Raw genomic sequence first — 17,500 nt, 5'->3', positions numbered from 1 at the left:
GAAGGGAGACTCGTGAGAGCTCCTGGAGGTATCGGAAGTGAGAATGCTGACATGAGTAACGATAAAGGGAGTGAGAGACTCCCTCGCCGAAAGTCCAAGGGTTCCTGCTTAAAGTTAATCTGAGCAGGGTGAGTCGGCCCCTAAGGCGAGGCCGAAAGGCGTAGTCGATGGGAACCACGTTAATATTCGTGGACCTGTGGGAAGTGACGGATTGCGTAAATTGTAAGGTCTTATTGGATTGATTTTGCAGTGAAGCAATTCCAGGAAATAGCTCCCACATATAGACCGTACCCGAAACCGACACAGGTGGACAGGTAGAGAATACTAAGGCGCTTGAGAGAACTACGTTGAAGGAACTCGGCAAATTGCACGCGTAACTTCGGAAGAAGCGTGGCCCTTTAGCGGGCAACCGTTAAAGGGTGGCACAGACCAGGGGGTAGCGACTGTTTACCAAAAACACAGGGCTCTGCGAAGTCGCAAGACGATGTATAGGGTCTGACGCCTGCCCGGTGCTGGAAGGTTAATAGGAGATGTGCAAGCATTGAATTGAAGCCCCAGTAAACGGCGGCCGTAACTATAACGGTCCTAAGGTAGCGAAATTCCTTGTCGGGTAAGTTCCGACCTGCACGAATGGCGTAACGACTTCCCCGCTGTCTCCAACGTAGACTCAGTGAAATTGAATTCCCCGTGAAGATGCGGGGTTCCTGCGGTTAGACGGAAAGACCCCGTGCACCTTTACTATAGCTTTACACTGGCATTTGTGGCGATATGTGTAGGATAGGTGGTAGACTTTGAAGCAGGGGCGCTAGCCTTTGTGGAGTCGTCCTTGAAATACCACCCTTATCGACATGGATGTCTAACTGCGGTCCGTTATCCGGATCCAGGACAGTGTATGGTGGGTAGTTTGACTGGGGCGGTCGCCTCCTAAAGAGTAACGGAGGCGCGCGATGGTAGGCTCAGAACGGTCGGAAATCGTTTGTTGAGTGCAATGGCATAAGCCTGCCTGACTGTGAGACTGACAAGTCGAACAGAGTCGAAAGACGGTCATAGTGATCCGGTGGTCCCGTGTGGAAGGGCCATCGCTCAACGGATAAAAGGTACGCCGGGGATAACAGGCTGATGACCCCCAAGAGTCCATATCGACGGGGTTGTTTGGCACCTCGATGTCGACTCATCGCATCCTGGGGCTGGAGCAGGTCCCAAGGGTATGGCTGTTCGCCATTTAAAGCGGTACGTGAGTTGGGTTCAGAACGTCGTGAGACAGTTCGGTCCCTATCTGCCGTGGGTGTAGGAATATTGACAGGATCTGTCCCTAGTACGAGAGGACCGGGATGGACGTATCTCTGGTGGACCTGTTGTGGCGCCAGCCGCATAGCAGGGTAGCTATATACGGACGGGATAACCGCTGAAGGCATCTAAGCGGGAAACCCACCTGAAAACGAGTATTCCCTGAGAACCGTGGTAGACCACCACGTTGATAGGTCAGGTGTGGAAGTGTGGTAACATATGAAGCTTACTGATACTAATCGTTCGATAGGCTTGATCGTTCTCATTCCCTCTATTCATTCTAAAACAAATCAAATCACCTTAAAACAAATCAAATCAACATGGGAGACAACTTCTCTTTCTTTCTATGCTCTTCGCTGACTTGGTGGTTATGGCGGAGCGCCTGCACCCGATCCCATCCCGAACTCGGCCGTGAAACGTTCCAGCGCTGATGGTACTTTGTCTTAAGACACGGGAGAGTAAGTCGCTGCCAGGTCTGCTAAGCGCATAGAAATAATGCTTCAACATTCTTCAAAAAAACATCTAAAAATCGTCGTATTATCTCGGCAACAATTCTTCAATGACGCGGGGTGGAGCAGCCCGGTAGCTCGTCAGGCTCATAACCTGAAGGTCGCAGGTTCAAATCCTGCCCCCGCAACCAATCTTCATCCTTCACAAAACAAACAAAAACACAAAAATAATCCTAAAAATATCTTCAACTAAAGTATAATAAACAAAACAGACAAAAAAAGAGACTTCTTACTCCTTCTTTCATCTTCCTTGATCGCTTGAGCATTAATTAGGGACAAAGAAAAATGGTGCATCCTTCTTTGTGCCATATTAACTGGCTTGCCTAATCTCTGAGTGCAATATGCCTCATGAGAAGAGGAGGCTCTAGGGATCTCAAAATAAAAGGATCTTCAACAAAAAAACTGCACGTGCGGTGCAGTTTTAGAAAGCCATTCTTTATTATTCGTAGAGCTTTTGCCTGCTGAAAAGCCTCTTTTGTCTCAAAATCAAAGTGTTTAAAATTTGTAAGAATGGCAACGTCTTTTATGACCGTAATATCCAGAAATGCTAGTAATGAAAGCACCAAGAAGGCTACCAAAGAAACTCCATAATCCAATCTTAGAAGCTGTGCCAATGGCTTGATCCGCAACCTGACGGCTATTTTTGACCACTTTATCAACATTGTGCGAGAGAGTATCTACCTGTTTGTTCAAGGACTGAATAGCCTCTTTGGTTTTTTTGTTGGCTGTTTGATAAATATCAATTGCACGGTCTGCAGTCTTTTCTGCTTCAGCTTGTGACATGCCGTTATTGGTCAAGCCATCGATGACATCGCGACGATCAATTTGGGTATTGAGCTTTTTAACACGATCCGAGAGGCGTTCTCCAAGCTGTTTAACCAAAAGACGATAGTTAGAAGGGTCATGCTTAACAGATGTTATTGTAGAACGAATATCTTTGAGTGATGCTCTATAAGCATTGTAGAGATTATCCGGGTTAAGGGCTGGAATATCGCTCTTGTTTAAAAGAGCCTGTAAGTCATTGCTGAGTTTGTTAAAATCAAACAGAGCATTATTTTTGTCGTTGAAAAAATTCTCAAAATTTTTACCCTCTGTGAGGGAAATAAGCTTTCCACCTTCAGAGCCCAAGCCACTGATCGCTTGTCCCGTAGCAGAAGCAATTCCAGAAACAGTCTTAGCCCCTAAATGAACAGCTCCAGAAAGTAAAACTGTACTTTGGATCGCCACCAAAAGCATAAAAAGGGCCCAGGTCAAAAAACCATGAAGGGCTCCTGAGTGACTGGCAAAGCGACCAGCAATATATCCCCCAAAGCTGAAACTCAGACAAAGAACAAGGATCGAACTAACACCAACAGAGAAAAAGCTCTGCTCTAGAGAAAAGGGAGAAGAAAAACTCATCTGACCAAAGCCTAAGGCTGCTAACAAAAAGGAAAAGCACACCGATGTCGCTAAAAGCGTTAGTAAACCAGCAAAGATCGATGACCAAGATAAACAGGGACGGGAATAGTGACAAGTCTCTGTCTCTAAAGAAAATGCGCCTGTAAAATGTCTTTCTAAGGGATGCTTCGTCGGGATCCGCGTTTCCATATCTCTCTCCTTCAATAAATCTGATACATAAAATGAGCTAAACCCAATCCAGTTCCCAAAAAATAAAAAAAAAGCTTTCAAAAGCTTTCAAAAGTCGTTCTACAATCAGACGATAAACGGAAAAATAAAAAACAAATAAACCTCAAATCAAAAATTAACAAAATACTCAATAAATAAAACTATAAACTCTGATAGCCTCCATACGCTAAACCCTACAGAAAAAAATCTTAAAACTTCATAAAAATAGGTCAAAAAATTGTCATGAAGTTTTTTTAGAAAACTATTTGAGTGAGTGTTATTTGGTATTGATTAAGCCCAAGGGACTGCAGAGAGTCGAAGTTGTAAATTTGACTATATATTATTTAGATAAACAACAGAGAGCAGTGTTGTAGTTTAATAAAGAGCAGATATTTAATGGGTGATTTTGAGATCTCTTTTTGTAAAAATAAGGGAAGAGGTATTTTTGTTGATACATATTGCGTATGTTATAATTATCTGATTGGGTTCAAATACTATAAATCTGATCATATGTTTGAAGCTGTATATCAATAATTTTCAAGAGTAGCACGAATTCTAATTTTGTACTCAGTCTATTGCCAATTGTAATAGTACGAGTGAATTAAACAAAAAGGAAGAGTTTTGCTATGTATCAAATTGATTATAATAGTTATCGTTCTATAAAAAGCTTTAATCGTCGTGTTTTCTTTCTAGTAATGCACTACACTGCAATTGATTTTAAAGAATCGGTGGCAGCACTTACAGGTGTTAAGGTGAGTTCACACTATCTTGTTCCTGATCCTTCTGAGAAGACGTATATTGAAGCAGGATTTAAAGATATGCGTATTTTTAATCTAGTTGATGAAAATGAACGTGCGTGGCATGCGGGTGTTAGCTCATGGGCTAAGAGAAATAACCTGAATGATACGTCTATTGGAATTGAAATAGTCAGTATAGTGACTAATAATAATGGAATATTTACATTTCCTCCTTATAATCCTATGCAAATTGATGCGGTTAAAGAACTCGCCTTAAATATTCTACAACGTTATCCGGATATTACGCCAACAAATGTGGTTGGTCACAGTGATATTGCTCCTGGTAGAAAAAGTGATCCAGGTGCAGCGTTTCCCTGGAAAGAGCTTTATACAGCAGGCATAGGAGCATGGTATGATGATGAATTAAAGGATTGCTATCAATCTCAGTTTTGTAAGAGCCTTCCTGCTAAAGAAGATATTCTTGATAAATTTAAGCAATATGGATATGACACTTCAATTGCAGAGACGGAAAGTGGATACAAGGTTTTAATTCGAGCATTTCAGCTTCATTTTCGGCAAAGCAATTATGATGGAGTTTTGGATGCTGAAACAGCAGCGATTCTTTATGCATTGGTAGACAAGTATTTTCCATTAAAATAGTTTAGCTTATTTCATTAAAATATTTGGGACTGCGATAGCAAGTGTGTGATGTTAATTTTATTGACATTTGGCGGAGAGAGAGGGATTTGAACCCCCGATAGAGTTGCCTCTATGCCGCATTTCGAGTGCGGTGCTTTCGACCACTCAGCCATCTCTCCGTTTATTCAGACGAATAACATAACTTAGAATGTGATAAATTTTTGTTCATTTTATAGTTTCAGTTAATGACAGCTTGATAATCTCCAATTTCTTTGAATACAAGCCTTTTTTGCTTTTTTATTGGCTTTTCTTGACATAGAATAGAAATTCTAGCATATATGTTTATGTGTGAACGTAGAGTAATCTGCGCATATTTGTGTTTTGATAGGTGTTTGCTATGCCTTTTAAAACCGTTACGACTGATAAAAAGCAGCCTATTTTCTCTTATTGATAAAGTAAAATAAGAGCTGGATCGAACGAAAGGATAAAAAATGTTCGCAGTCATTAAAACTGGTGGGAAGCAATACCATGTTACTGCAAACCAGATCATAAAAGTTGAAAAAATTATTGGTGATGTGGGTAATATTATTGAGTTAAACAACATATTGATGGTCTATGAGGGAAATAACGTAACTGTCGGTAAGCCTATTGTTGTAGATGCTCTAGTTACAGCTGAAATTGTAGAACAGGGGCGTGCACGTAAAATTATCTCATTCAAAAAACGTCGTCGTCAAAACTCAAAGCGTACTCGTGGTCATCGCCAAGAATTAACGACACTCCGTATTTTAGAAGTTTCAAGTGGTGGTTCAAAAACCCAAAAGATGACTGAAAAGTCCGTTAACAAAAAAGTAGGAGCATCAAAAGAAACAAAAGCTTCTGCTTCTCCTAGCAAAACTGCTAAAAAAACTACTGAAAGAAAAGCTACGTCGAAAAAGGTAGCTCCTAAGAAATCAGAAAGTGAAAAAGATTAAAGGAGAACAGTCATGGCACATAAGAAAGCAGGAGGTTCTTCGCGTAATGGTCGCGATTCAGAATCAAAACGTCTTGGTGTTAAAAAATTTGGCGGTGAAGCTGTTATTGCTGGAAACATTATTGTTCGTCAGCGTGGTACACGTTGGCATCCTGGTAATAATGTTGGTATTGGAAAAGATCACACTCTTTTTGCGCTTTCAAATGGAATAGTTTCTTTCAGCAAAAAAGCGAATAACCGTTCTTATGTTTCAGTCATTCCTATGGCAGAAACAGCAAAATAAGCTAGAATAAATATAGAGTTTAGCTTGCACGTTATATTTCTTTCTAGGTATACTGCAAGCCTCTGGAGAGGTGGCCGAGTGGTTGAAGGCGCACGCCTGGAACGCGTGTATATGAGAAATCATATCGAGGGTTCGAATCCCTCTCTCTCCGCCAGTAGAGTTCTTTATGCACATAAGATACTGATTTATTTATTTCTGATCATGCAAAATAATAAAAGTAAGGGATTAGGATTTTTGCATTTATTTCTACAATGCACTACAAATCAAGCTTTGAGTTTTTTCTTCTTTTGTGGGCTTTTTATCTTTGTAACTTTATTTTTAGGTATCAGATTTTATGTATGTTTCTGACTACATAAGCGTTCATTGTATTTATTACTTTTCAAAATTTGTTGTGCCGAATTGATAAGGTCTTTATATTTGAGATCACCTGATACAAGTCGAAGCTTCGCTTGTCATATAACGTAAAGAGAACGGTACACGTATACAGAATCACTTTTTGGCTTTATTGTCTACTTTAACCTAGCCTGCTATTTATGAACTATCAAAAGTAGTAGTGCCAGTTGTAAAAAGCTCAAAGATGTTTCCAATAGAATGTTAAAAAAAATTCCTCATCTTTTAAAAAGATATGCAGCAATAAATTTTGTTACTTTCTTAACTTATAGCGACTATTATTGTGCAAGCTTGAGCATCATATCATTGATATATTGGGCAAAAAAATCTCTGATTAATATGAAATTGAACACATCCTATATCAACGCTATAAAAAACAAAATTTTACGGAGTGACAGATAACTTAATCAGAGATTTATATTTATCTTATCAGAGATTTATATTTTTGAATTCTTTTCTTTTGTGATGAACAAGATACAACTTTATCTTCCAACATAACTGAATATCTATCAAACCTATGAGGAAGAATTTCATCTTTATTGTTCACGCTTTTATTGGAATACTCCGGATTTGCTCTCATATATTTAGTGATACGTCTTCCAGTTTGTGAGTGTTTATAAAAAACACCTGGAAGGTAATTATCCACTGTTTGATAAGATAAAGCAGCTCCTTGTTTACATAAAATACCTCTAATATTATCGTTATGCATTACTTTTAATTTCTCGGCTTCGAGATGAAGTTTTTTCGCAAAAACCAAACTTATAATTCCACTTTCAGAGGAGCTTTCTTGAAGGTTAACTTCTGCCATGGAAAAATAACAATAAGGTAGTTGAGAATCTTCAATGATTGATTTAATTGTCAATCCCAGTATTTGTGCATTCATATTCGTGAAGTTTGTAGATTCAAACAATATCAAGGATGTTTTGTTATTAATGGTCTGATGATCAAGTATCCCAAAATGGGGTTCTTCACCTTCTATACCAACTAGAAACTTGGAGGATGAAATTCCACGAGTGATTGCTTTTTGTATTGATTTAACAAGGCTTTCAGGGTTCATCGTGAATTGAAGATTCATCTCTGGATATTGACTATTTTCATGTTCGACCAGGCGAGGCATCATTGTGAGATCTATATGTGCATAATTAGCATTGACGAAGCTATTATTAGTAATGTCACTCTCTAAATCTGTAATAATACTTTGTATTGATTCCTTACTGAATAAGATACTTGGTTTTTCTGTCTCTTCGTTAGCTTCCAAACGTGCTAGAATCTCTTCTAAGTTTAATGTGTCAATACTTTGTTGATTGTTGGCTTGACTGGAGTCTCTAGTTGGTTTTGGACTACTGGTTTGAATTGGACCCCTGGCTGCACTTGCACCACTAGCTTCATTTAGGGCACTAGCTGCACTTGCATGACTGGTTTGAATTCGACTACTGGCTTGGTCTCTTGAACTTTTTGATTTAGGCATAATTAATCTCCATTCTAATAATCACGCATAAGATAATAGTTTTTTCGGGCTAAAAGATGTTTTGCATTAACTTTCTGCACCATGAAAAGCGAAAGAAATGAAGTCATGTTTTAAATCTAAGCAATTTTCACTATAGAGCTTGCTAAAACCTATTTTGTTTTTTAATGAAAGCTTTATAGTTTCTGTTCTCTCTGTCTATTCTAAGATGTATGGAATATTTTTAACCGTGAAACTAATTTGTGAAGTCCTTTTTGGTCGTATCTTCGATATCTTTGCTATTTTTTTGCTATTTTAATGAGACCAGAAAAATCATCAGGGTGTTTTAGATGTTCAAGTGCTTTTGCTTTTTTAGCTTGAGTGTTATTCATCTCATTTCTTAAATCTTATATTGATACTTTTAAAAGAAGGTTGCTTAATCGTAAGAGAATTTTCTAAATGCGTTTGTGAGATTTATTTATGAAGCAGCTACTTGCCTTTCCGACTCTTGCCGACAGTTAATTATTTTTGTGCGTAAAGCAATGCTTTACCAGGTATAGGGACTAAACATTCAGGTTTGGGGAGATGGTAGCAGATTAATTGATGTCCTTTGGAGTTTTTGGAATTTCTTTGAACTTATTCTCCTCAATTTTAAGGTCAGTAAGTATTGACCGTATATTCTTTATAATATTGTCATACCCGTTTATCACATCATTCGACAATTTGATAGTTAGATATAATCTGAATGATTGCTCAATTTTTATAATTTGTATTTTTGATACAGAAAGTATTTCTTTGACACGGAAACAATTTCTTTGGGGCATTTGGAGAACAAGTGTTTCCATTTTTCCAAATTGCTTTGAGAGCTATCAATATATGATTATTGTGGTTGTAATGTATATTTTGGATATGACGTATTGTAAAAATATTTTTAAAAAATTGATTTAAAATGATTTTTTTGAGTGTTAAGAAAAAATATTCATTGATATACTTGCCATTTTATTTATGTGCTCCATCTAAAGGACAAATTGTTCTTTATTAAAAGTTGTTGTTATCGAAGGAAGGATCGCATTGCTCTCTGATAGAGAGAATACAATGATTTCAAATTTTCTTTGTTGATTCATTTTAAAACTTTGGGGTGGAAAGGTTTTGAGTCTTTTGTGATATCAAGTGTTTTTAGAATGATGCCACAATAGATTTCAGCATCGGCAAGCTGGCTTCTAGTTTTTTATGAAATGTTTATTGCGCAAGAGTGGTTTTGCGAAGGGATTTCTTTTGCTTTCTTTTGTGACTGAGCTTTGTTTTTAGCATTGAATGTGTTTTTTATTGAGGGGTTTATTATGAAAAAAGTTTCAACACCAAATATCGTCGCGGTTTCATTGGGAGCAGTAGTGTCTGTCCTTCTATCGAGTGTTTCTCCTGTTTTTTCCGCTAATGTTGCAATAACAGGAGCGACTAATAAAAGCTCAAATGCTCCTAGTTCTGCTTATGCAAAGGGGAGCCATGGTAGTATTGTTTTTACCGGTGATGATAATTATTGTGGTGTTGATAATGTTGCTGGTCGTGGTGGTGCTCAAAGAGCTGGTAATACAATAACTGCAGAAGAACAATATAATAGATTTATTAATAACGAAAAGTTTTCTGGTCGGAATCCTTATGGTTCTTCAACAGAACAGGTTATTTGGGTTAGTGAAGGTGTAACAACTGGTAATGTTGGTTATATGGGGACGGCGACGGGTGGTATTGCGGATGCTATGCCCGAAGCTTTTGGTGTTTATTCTTTTGCAACGGGTTGTGGATCTTATGCATCGGGGAATTATTCTACAGCATTTGGTGCGGGTGCGACTGCGAAGGCTGGTGGAGCACAAGCTTTTGGTGTTTCTTCTCTTGCAACTGGGGAAGCAAGTGTTGCCATGGGGGTTGGAGCTGAAGCAACGGATAAATCCGCAGCTGCTTTTGGTGCTCTTGCAAAGGCGGAAGGTTTAAATAGTGTTGCTTTAGGGACAAAAGCACATGCACATAATGTTGATGGGGCAGTTGCCGTGGGATATAATTCTGTGGCTAGTACGACGTCTTCGGTTGCTATTGGCAGTGATGCGCAGGTGACTGCTGAAAATGGTGTTGCGTTGGGAGGAGGTTCTGTTGCAGTGACTCCTCATAGTGTTGCTGGTTATGATCCTAAAACTGATGCTAATTCGGCAAGTAGTGATTTTGTATGGAGAAGTACTAAAGGTGCAGTTAGTATTGGGAATGTTGAGAATAGGCAAACCCGGCAGATTGTAGGAGTAGCAGCTGGGACTCAAGAGACCGATGCAGTGAACGTTGGGCAGTTGAAAGCCTTAAGAGACTTGGCAACGAAAAGTTGGCAGCTTTCTGTTAATAGTGGAAATGCGGTAGATATTGGGGCAGGTAGTATTGTAGATTTTTCAGGGGAAGATGAAAATATCAAGGTTGTAAAAGACAACAGCAATGGTAACAATAATGTAAAATTTAAGTTAGGCGAGATTATTACAGTAAGCCGCGTAGTAGCAGGATTGGCTAATGTAAGCAATGTTGGTTTTGTTATTACCGGTGGTCCGAATATGACTGTTGGCGGTATTTCTGCTGGAAATAAAACTCTTAGAGGAGTAGCAGATGGGGTTTTGTTAAAAGATGCAGTGAATGTTAGTCAGCTCAATGAAGTCAAAAATACTATTATAGCAGGCAATAGCCTGGTTAAACAGGATGATACGACCAATGTTATTACTATTGGTAAGGAAACTGATGGTAATGAAATTAATATTATAAACAGTGCAAGTCAATCGCGGAAGATTTCTGGTATTTCGGGTGGAGCTGTTACTGAAGAATCAACCGAGGCAATAAATGGTGCTCAGCTTAAGGAGACTAATGACAAAGTTTCATCATTGGAGAATGATCTTGATGGTATAGAAACAAATATAACTCAGGTTCAAAATAATTTAACAACGGTTGTGAAAAATACATCACAATATTTTGGTGGTGGTGCAGATGTTTTGAAAGGTAAAGCTCCAGATTATGTGATTAATGAAATTACCTATAATGATGTTGGTTCAGCATTTGAAGGTGTTGATGTTGCTTTTACGGAGATTAACGAAAAGATATCCAACATAACAGAAAATAGTCTCGTTCAGCAAAATTCAGCGACAGATGTGATTACTGTTGGTAAGGAGACTGGTGGTAATGAAATTAATATTATAAACAGTGCAAATCAGTCGCGAAAGATTATTGGTGTTTCGGGTGGAGCTGTTACTGAAAAATCAACTGAGGCAGTAAATGGTGGACAGCTTTGGGAGACTAATGAAAAAATTTCAGAGTTAGATCAGGATATTGATAATATAGAAACAAATATAGCCAATGTTACAAATAATGTATCGAAAATTGCGACAAATACATCAAAATTTTTTGGTGGTGGTGCAAATATTCTTAATGATACAGAACCAACTTATATAATTAATGGGTCTAAGTATAATAATGTTGGCTCAGCGTTTGAAGGTGTTAACAATTACGTTCAGACTATTGATAATAAAATAGATAATTTAATGGAAAATAGTCTTGTTCAGCAAGACGAAAGCACGAATACCATTACCATTGGTAAAGGCGTCACTGGTACTGAAATTAATATTCAGAATAGTGCAGGTAGAAAGCGGAGGATTGTTGGTATTTTGGACGGAGCGATTACTGAACAATCTACTGAGGCAGTAAATGGCGCACAGCTTTGGAAGACTGATGTAAAAGTTGCAAAATTGGATGATGAGATTGAAGGTTTAGAGAAAAATATAACTAAAATTGGAAATGATATATTAACAGTTTCAGATAATACATCAAAGTATTTTGGTGGTAATGCAGATGTTTTGAAGGGTAAAGCTCCGAATTATTTGATTAATGAAGTTACCTATAATGATGTTGGTTCAGCATTTGAAGGTGTTGATGTTGCTTTTACGGAAATTAACGAAACAATATCTGATTTAAAGGAAAATAATCTTGTTCAGCAAAATGGAAATATGAGTCCAATTACCATTGGTCAGAAAACAGGTGGTACTGAAATTAATATTAAAAACAGTGTGGGTAGAGAGCGAAAGATTTCTGGTGTTGCAGATGGAATACTCTCTGACAAATCAAAGGATGCAGTGAATGGTTCGCAGCTTTGGACGACGAATCGGAGTGTTCAGGAGTTAAATGATGGTGTTGATAAGGTAAGAGAAGACATAATAACTGTTGCGAAAAATGCATCCAAATATTTTGGTGGTAATGCAGATATTATGAGTGGTAAAGCGCCGACTTATGTAATTAATGGTTCTAAATACAACGATGTTAGCTCTGCTTTTACCGGTGTTGATGGTTCTATTACGGATATTTATAATAAAATATCCAATGTAACGGAAAATAGTCTTGTCCAGCAAGAGGCGAGTAGGGGTCTTATTACCATTGGGAAAAATGTGAATGGTAATGAAATTAGTATCCTAAACAATGTAAAAAAACAACGGAAGATTTCTGGTGTTGCGGATGGGTTGCTCTTTGATAAGTCGACTGAGGCAGTTAATGGTGGACAGCTCTGGAAGACGAATCAAGATGTTCAAGAACTCAACTATAGTATGGAAGAAGCAGAGACAAATATAACGAATCTTCAAGTTGATTTATCAAAAGTTGCAATTTATACATCAGTGTATTTAGGTGGTGGTGCAAATGTTCTAGAAGGCAAAGCTCCGACTTATACTGTTAATGGGTCTGAATATAATAATGTTGGCGCTGCTTTTGCTGGAGTTGATAATTCTATTACGCAGATTAATAATCAAATATCTGAAATTACAAAGAATAATCTTGTTCAGCAAGACATAAATACGCAACTTATTACCATTGGTAAAGGAAGAGGCGGTACTAAGATTGATATTTCAGAAGGACGAGGGAAAAATCGGACACTTTCTGGTGTGAAAGCTGCTGTAAGAGGTAATGAGGCTGTTAACAAAGATCAACTTGATCAGAGTTTGAAGGATATTACTCAAAATTTTGACTTTTTCAGTGTTGCTGCGGTTCTTTATGATAAGAAGTTGGATGGCAACGTTGATTATGAGAATATTACTTTAGGTGGTAAGAATAATAAACCGGTTGCTCTTCATAATGTTAAAAATGGTAAAATTTCTAGTGAATCGAGCGATGCTGTTAATGGAAAGCAGATTAATAGGCTATCTAACGATATTGCAAATATTTTGGGTGGTGGCACGAGATTCAACGATGGTGCTTTTACACGTCCAAGCTATATTTTATCGTATGTGACGACAGAAGGACAGACACAAGAAAAGGTCTATAATGATGTTGGTTCTGCTTTTGCAGGACTTGATGTGAGTATCAGAAATGTGAATGAGCACATCAAATATGTGGTTAATGACTTTAATGAGAAGATTGCCAATTTTTCTAGCGATGCTTTGTTGTGGAGTGATCAGGAAAAAGCTTTTGTTGCGCTTCATCGTTCTAAGGGACAAGCAAAAAAAAATAGCAGACTGACATTTCTTTTAGATGGAGAAATTGCTGTTAATTCGACAGATGCCATTACAGGGAATCAGCTTTTCAAGACGAACAGTAAGTTTGCTTCTTATTTTGGTGGCGGTGCTGAATATAAGAATGGCCAATGGATAGATCCTACTTTTACGGTTTATGGGTTTGATCGTGGCGGTTCAGTTTCCAAAAAGAGCTATAATAATGTTGCTGATGCTTTTGCTGGTGTGAATGTCGGGATGTCTGCTTTAAATGATCGGATTAAGAGGATTGAAAATCAAGGTGGACAAGGTGGTTTTGATCCAGATGCTTTAAGATGGAGTGAAGAAATAGGGGCCTATGATGCAAGCCGAGACGGTGAGGATGGTAAGATTACCAATGTTGCGGATGGTGAAGTTAAAAAAGGCTCGAAAGATGCAGTCAATGGTGGGCAACTTTGGGATACCAACCAGCGTGTTACCAATGTTGAAAATAAAGTAGACAATATATCAAACAAGATTAACGGTATGGCTGAGGGGGCTGTTCAGTATGACAAAGATGCGAGGGGCAAGAAAACCAATAAAATCACTTTAGCAGGAGGTGATGCCGGGAAGCCTGTTGTTATTGACAATGTTGCAGATGGCAAGATCGAAAAAGGCTCGAAAGAAGCGGTGAATGGTGGTCAGCTGCATGACTACACCAAGCAACAGATGGAGGTTGTTCTTGACGATGCGAAAAAATATACAGATGAAAAGGTCAATAATATTGTTGTAGATGCTATTGACGATGCTGTAGATAAGGCAAAAGACTACACGGATATGAAGTTTGATGTTTTAAATTATGGCATTGAAGAAACACGAAAAGAAGCGAGACAAGCTGCGGCGATTGGTTTAGCGGTCTCTAACTTGCGGTATAATGATACTCCTGGTGCTTTAAGTGTTGCATTTGGAAGTGGTTTATGGCGCAGCCAATCTGCTCTTGCTTTTGGTGCTGGTTATACATCCATAAATGGGAATATCCGCTCTAATGTTTCTGTGACGGGTGCTGGAGGTCATTGGGGTATTGGTGCAGGATTGAGCTTTACCTTGCCGGTTCAGTTACGTTAATATAGAGACTCAATTATAACTACCATGTATTGATATTAGTAAAATGCATTAATCTTTAATACAAAGACAGATAATTTTGTTAAATTTCTTTTGCGTCTTTTTCTCATTTTTGAGGGAAGGGCGCAGTTTTTTGATGAATATATGTAAAGCTAATAAAACAATATTTACATTTGATAAAGTTTATTTTGTAGTTTTATTAATAATAAATACATGATCTACACTTTTTAATTTTTACTGCTATGAATCACTTTGTTTTTTTACAAAGAAACAGTTTTTGTAGTAGATGGTCAAATAGAGTTAGGCTTTAGCGGTGCCTGTTACTGATGCTATCTTAGAAGACAAATCAAAAAATTGACGCTTTTGAAGATAAGGTTAATAAAAATTTGAGCATTCAGTTGGCCAGATATTGTTTAGTATGACAAAGATGCGAGGGGCAAAAAAACTAATCAGACCACTTTAACAGGAGGTGATACAAGTGCTTTTGTTGTAATTGATTATAGACAATACAGTGTATGATAGTAGAAAAGTTCAAATTCAAATGATGCTGATTAATTATACAAAAAACTTCTTCAATAATTCAAAAAATAACTGCCAAGAAGATGAAAAGTACTGATTCTGAAATTAGATTACACCCATGCGAAATTTAAACTAAACTATAATGAAGATATGAAACAAACAACAAATACTTAGTTTGAAAGCCTCTAAGCTTACCCTAATGAAGTATTTTGAAAACTAACATCACATCAAATGATATATTCAAATTAACACCCACCATAATAAATAATATTCGCTCTTTATTATAGTAACTGCTGACTTTAACTAGTTGATGTTACATCTAAATATCTAAATAAATATCTAAATCAAAACCTAATAAATAAGAAGAAAAACAAAAAAACACTTGAAATTTTACTCCCTGTGCTTTATGCAGGAAGACCGAACATACATAAAGACATTAATAAAACACCCCATTGTATGTTTTTAATTCGCATTTTTAACTCGCAAACGCAAACACACAAACATTACAGAAACAAACTACTCTCACACAGCCAACCTAGAACCTAATATAAATACCGTAAAAAGATTTCCCTATGCTTTATTCAAAAACAAACCCCTCTCCCTCTCAATACACTCTAAATATGTCTTTTTAATGTCATCTCCTAGGAGTTTATAGAATCGATGCATAACATTCCCACACAAAAACCATCTCTTCAAAAAACTACCTACAGTTTGAAAAAACCTTCTCACTGGATACAGCTTTTATGACAATTGCAAATATCATTTCAGAATGCTTGGTAATGTCTAAATATGTCTTTTTGATGTCTAAAATTTATTTTTAATTTTTATTGAGGAATTTCTTCATGAAAAAAGTATGTTCAACACAAAAGGTAAATAATTTAAAAGGTCGTTCTTTTCCTTATCGTTCACCTTTGTTGAAAGCTGTTTCATTAGGAACAGCGATGACAGCGCTTTTATCGAGTGTTTCACCTGTTGTTGCAGCAAATTTTTCTCCAACGGAAATGGTAGCTTCAAACTTAAAAGGTACCAAGAATCCTAATAGAATATCTCTAAATGCTACCTATGGAAATTCAAAAAGTCATGGCAGTATTGCTGTGGGTGATCGTTACCATACTGCAGATAATATTGTTATCTCTAATTTATTAAATTCAACAAAAGCGATTTTATCAGAAAGGATAACCGAAAAAAATTATGAACAGCTCATCATGGATCGCTGGCCTGTTAGCTTTAATCAAAAGAGTTTAGTACTTCAATCTACTCCTTGGACTGCTGATGGTAGAAATGCTATGCCTAATGCTGGTTATCTTTCTCTAGTGAGAAATAATCCAGTAACCTTTATAGAGCTCGTTAATTCTGCTAAAGAAAGGAAAAGTATCTGCGATAACTATCCTAAATTCATAGGTTGTAATAATGGTGGTCTTTCTTGGAACGGTGTTCAGACTTGGGAATCTGGGCCTTGTCCAGATGGTTTATTTTGCGAAAAACATTCAGGAATTATACTCTCTCCAGATGCAGAAGGGAATGTTATAATAAATGAAGATTTACTCCCTAAGAACGGAGAGTTTGGTGAGGGAGCTTCCAGAACAGGGGAAGCACTGTTGGCAGTGGGCAAAAAAGCAACAGGAATCTATAACACTCAGACCGGAGAGATCGGGACTAGATCTGGTGCTAGGGCTTCAGGTATGTCTTCTATTGCCATAGGTTCTGGTTCTAAAAGTTTTGGTGATCTGGCAATAGCTATAGGTACTGCGTCAAATGCAGGAGCTAGCTACACTATTGCTTTGGGATATAACGCTACAGTAAGAAGTGATGCCTTTAGCGCTGTGGCTCTAGGTTCTGATGTTAGAGTTGAAGCAAAAAGCGGTGTTGCTTTAGGTTGGGGTTCTATTGCAGATGTTGAAGGAGGTGTTGCCGGTTATGACCCTATAACGGGAGGAGTTACAGACAAGAAAGATAAGGTATGGATAAGTACCGAAGGTGCAGTGAGTGTTGGTGCTGGACCTGTATCTCGTACAAGACAGATTATAAACGTAGCGGCTGGGACTAAAGATTCTGATGCTGTGAATGTTGCTCAGTTAAAAGCCTTGAAAGAATGGACGAAAGATAATGCAGGGGGGTGGAAGCTTTCTGTTCAAAAAATGTCTCCAGTAGATATTGGTTCAGGGAGCATTCTCAATTTTGAGACTGATGACAACCTTAAAGCTGTTCTGACTGGTATAGAAGATCAAGGTAGCATGCGCCCAGGTCAAGATCATATGCGCAAAGGTCAACGTATAGTCTTAGGACTTGCAGAGGATATTACTGTCAAGAGCGTAAAATTAGGAGAGACTATTTTAACCGAAGACAGCTTAGCATTTCAAAGACATATCGGTATAAACCCTGGTGTAAGTATAGGGGTGGATGGAATCAGGGCCGGAGGTAAAAAAGTCGCTGGAATGGCAAGAGGTACTGTAGACGGTGATGCTGTTAATTTTGAGCAGTTGAAAGAAGTCAAAGAATTGGCAGAAAATAATAAAGGAGGTTGGAA

Annotated in this window: 6 protein-coding genes, 3 tRNA genes, 2 rRNA genes and 1 pseudogene (1 of these 12 running past the window's edge); 9 read left to right on the top strand and 3 right to left on the bottom strand. The window is 37.8% G+C overall.

The genetic code is table 11. The features are described 5' to 3' along the window. The 3 genes from T420_RS0106275 to T420_RS0106265 form a co-directional block, all read left to right on the top strand. Nucleotides 1–1,547, top strand: a 23S ribosomal RNA gene (locus tag T420_RS0106275); it begins 1,267 nt to the left of the window's first position. A 100-nt stretch (nucleotides 1,548–1,647) separates the two neighbouring features. Then, a 5S ribosomal RNA gene (gene rrf / locus T420_RS0106270) occupies nucleotides 1,648–1,762 on the top strand. A gap of 88 nt (nucleotides 1,763–1,850) precedes the next feature. Then, nucleotides 1,851–1,927, top strand: a tRNA-Met gene (locus tag T420_RS0106265). A 364-nt stretch (nucleotides 1,928–2,291) separates the two neighbouring features. On the opposite strand, the gene T420_RS0106260 is transcribed toward T420_RS0106265, so the two are convergent. Continuing rightward, on the bottom strand, nucleotides 2,292–3,383 hold the full coding sequence (locus T420_RS0106260; RefSeq protein WP_013545436.1) for a TIGR04086 family membrane protein: 1,092 nt from the start codon (nucleotides 3,381–3,383) through the stop codon (nucleotides 2,292–2,294). Between the two features lie 644 nt (nucleotides 3,384–4,027). On the opposite strand from T420_RS0106260, the gene T420_RS0106250 reads away from it, so the two are divergent. After that, nucleotides 4,028–4,798: an N-acetylmuramoyl-L-alanine amidase gene (locus T420_RS0106250; protein ID WP_013545435.1), complete on the top strand. Its 771-nt coding sequence runs from the start codon at nucleotides 4,028–4,030 to the stop codon at nucleotides 4,796–4,798. A 68-nt stretch (nucleotides 4,799–4,866) separates the two neighbouring features. Here the strand turns inward: T420_RS0106250 and T420_RS0106245 are convergent. Continuing rightward, nucleotides 4,867–4,956: transfer RNA gene (locus tag T420_RS0106245), tRNA-Ser, on the bottom strand. 312 nt (nucleotides 4,957–5,268) lie between these two features. On the opposite strand from T420_RS0106245, the gene rplU reads away from it, so the two are divergent. The 3 genes from rplU to T420_RS0106230 all read left to right on the top strand — a co-directional run bounded on the left by rplU (nucleotide 5,269) and on the right by T420_RS0106230 (nucleotide 6,184). Further along, nucleotides 5,269–5,748 (top strand): 50S ribosomal protein L21, encoded by a 480-nt coding sequence (gene rplU, locus T420_RS0106240; RefSeq protein WP_013545434.1) that lies wholly within the window; start codon nucleotides 5,269–5,271, stop codon nucleotides 5,746–5,748. Nucleotides 5,749–5,760: 12 nt separating this feature from the next. Further along, entirely contained in the window at nucleotides 5,761–6,030 is a 270-nt protein-coding gene (gene rpmA, locus T420_RS0106235) for a 50S ribosomal protein L27 (RefSeq protein ID WP_013545433.1), read from the top strand. Between the two features lie 64 nt (nucleotides 6,031–6,094). Further along, nucleotides 6,095–6,184, top strand: a tRNA-Ser gene (locus tag T420_RS0106230). Nucleotides 6,185–6,841: 657 nt separating this feature from the next. Here T420_RS0106230 and T420_RS0106225 read toward each other — a convergent pair. Continuing rightward, entirely contained in the window at nucleotides 6,842–7,888 is a 1,047-nt protein-coding gene (locus T420_RS0106225; RefSeq protein WP_013545432.1) for a YopJ/AvrA family T3SS effector serine/threonine acetyltransferase, read from the bottom strand. Between the two features lie 1,316 nt (nucleotides 7,889–9,204). Here T420_RS0106225 and T420_RS0106210 point away from each other — a divergent pair. Then, nucleotides 9,205–14,457 (top strand): Vomp family autotransporter, encoded by a 5,253-nt coding sequence (locus tag T420_RS0106210; protein ID WP_013545430.1) that lies wholly within the window; start codon nucleotides 9,205–9,207, stop codon nucleotides 14,455–14,457. Nucleotides 14,458–15,800: 1,343 nt separating this feature from the next. After that, nucleotides 15,801–17,500, top strand: a pseudogene (locus T420_RS07090) (hypothetical protein); the annotation flags it as partial.

Source organism: Bartonella clarridgeiae ATCC 51734, assembly GCF_000518185.1.
Taxonomy (GTDB): domain Bacteria; phylum Pseudomonadota; class Alphaproteobacteria; order Rhizobiales; family Rhizobiaceae; genus Bartonella; species Bartonella clarridgeiae.
The sequence above is the reverse complement of the archived record's forward strand: the minus strand, read 5'-3'. Positions and strand labels throughout refer to the sequence as shown.

Excerpts from the sequence above, each read along its gene's own strand:
- rplU (WP_013545434.1), top strand. The coding sequence starts at position 5,269 with ATGTTCGCAGTCATTAAAACTGGTGGGAAGCAATACCATGTTACTGCA.
- T420_RS0106250 (WP_013545435.1), top strand. The coding sequence starts at position 4,028 with ATGTATCAAATTGATTATAATAGTTATCGTTCTATAAAAAGCTTTAAT.
- rpmA (WP_013545433.1), top strand. The coding sequence starts at position 5,761 with ATGGCACATAAGAAAGCAGGAGGTTCTTCGCGTAATGGTCGCGATTCA.
- T420_RS0106225 (WP_013545432.1), bottom strand. The coding sequence starts at position 7,888 with ATGCCTAAATCAAAAAGTTCAAGAGACCAAGCCAGTAGTCGAATTCAA.
- T420_RS0106260 (WP_013545436.1), bottom strand. The coding sequence starts at position 3,383 with ATGGAAACGCGGATCCCGACGAAGCATCCCTTAGAAAGACATTTTACA.
- T420_RS0106210 (WP_013545430.1), top strand. The coding sequence starts at position 9,205 with ATGAAAAAAGTTTCAACACCAAATATCGTCGCGGTTTCATTGGGAGCA.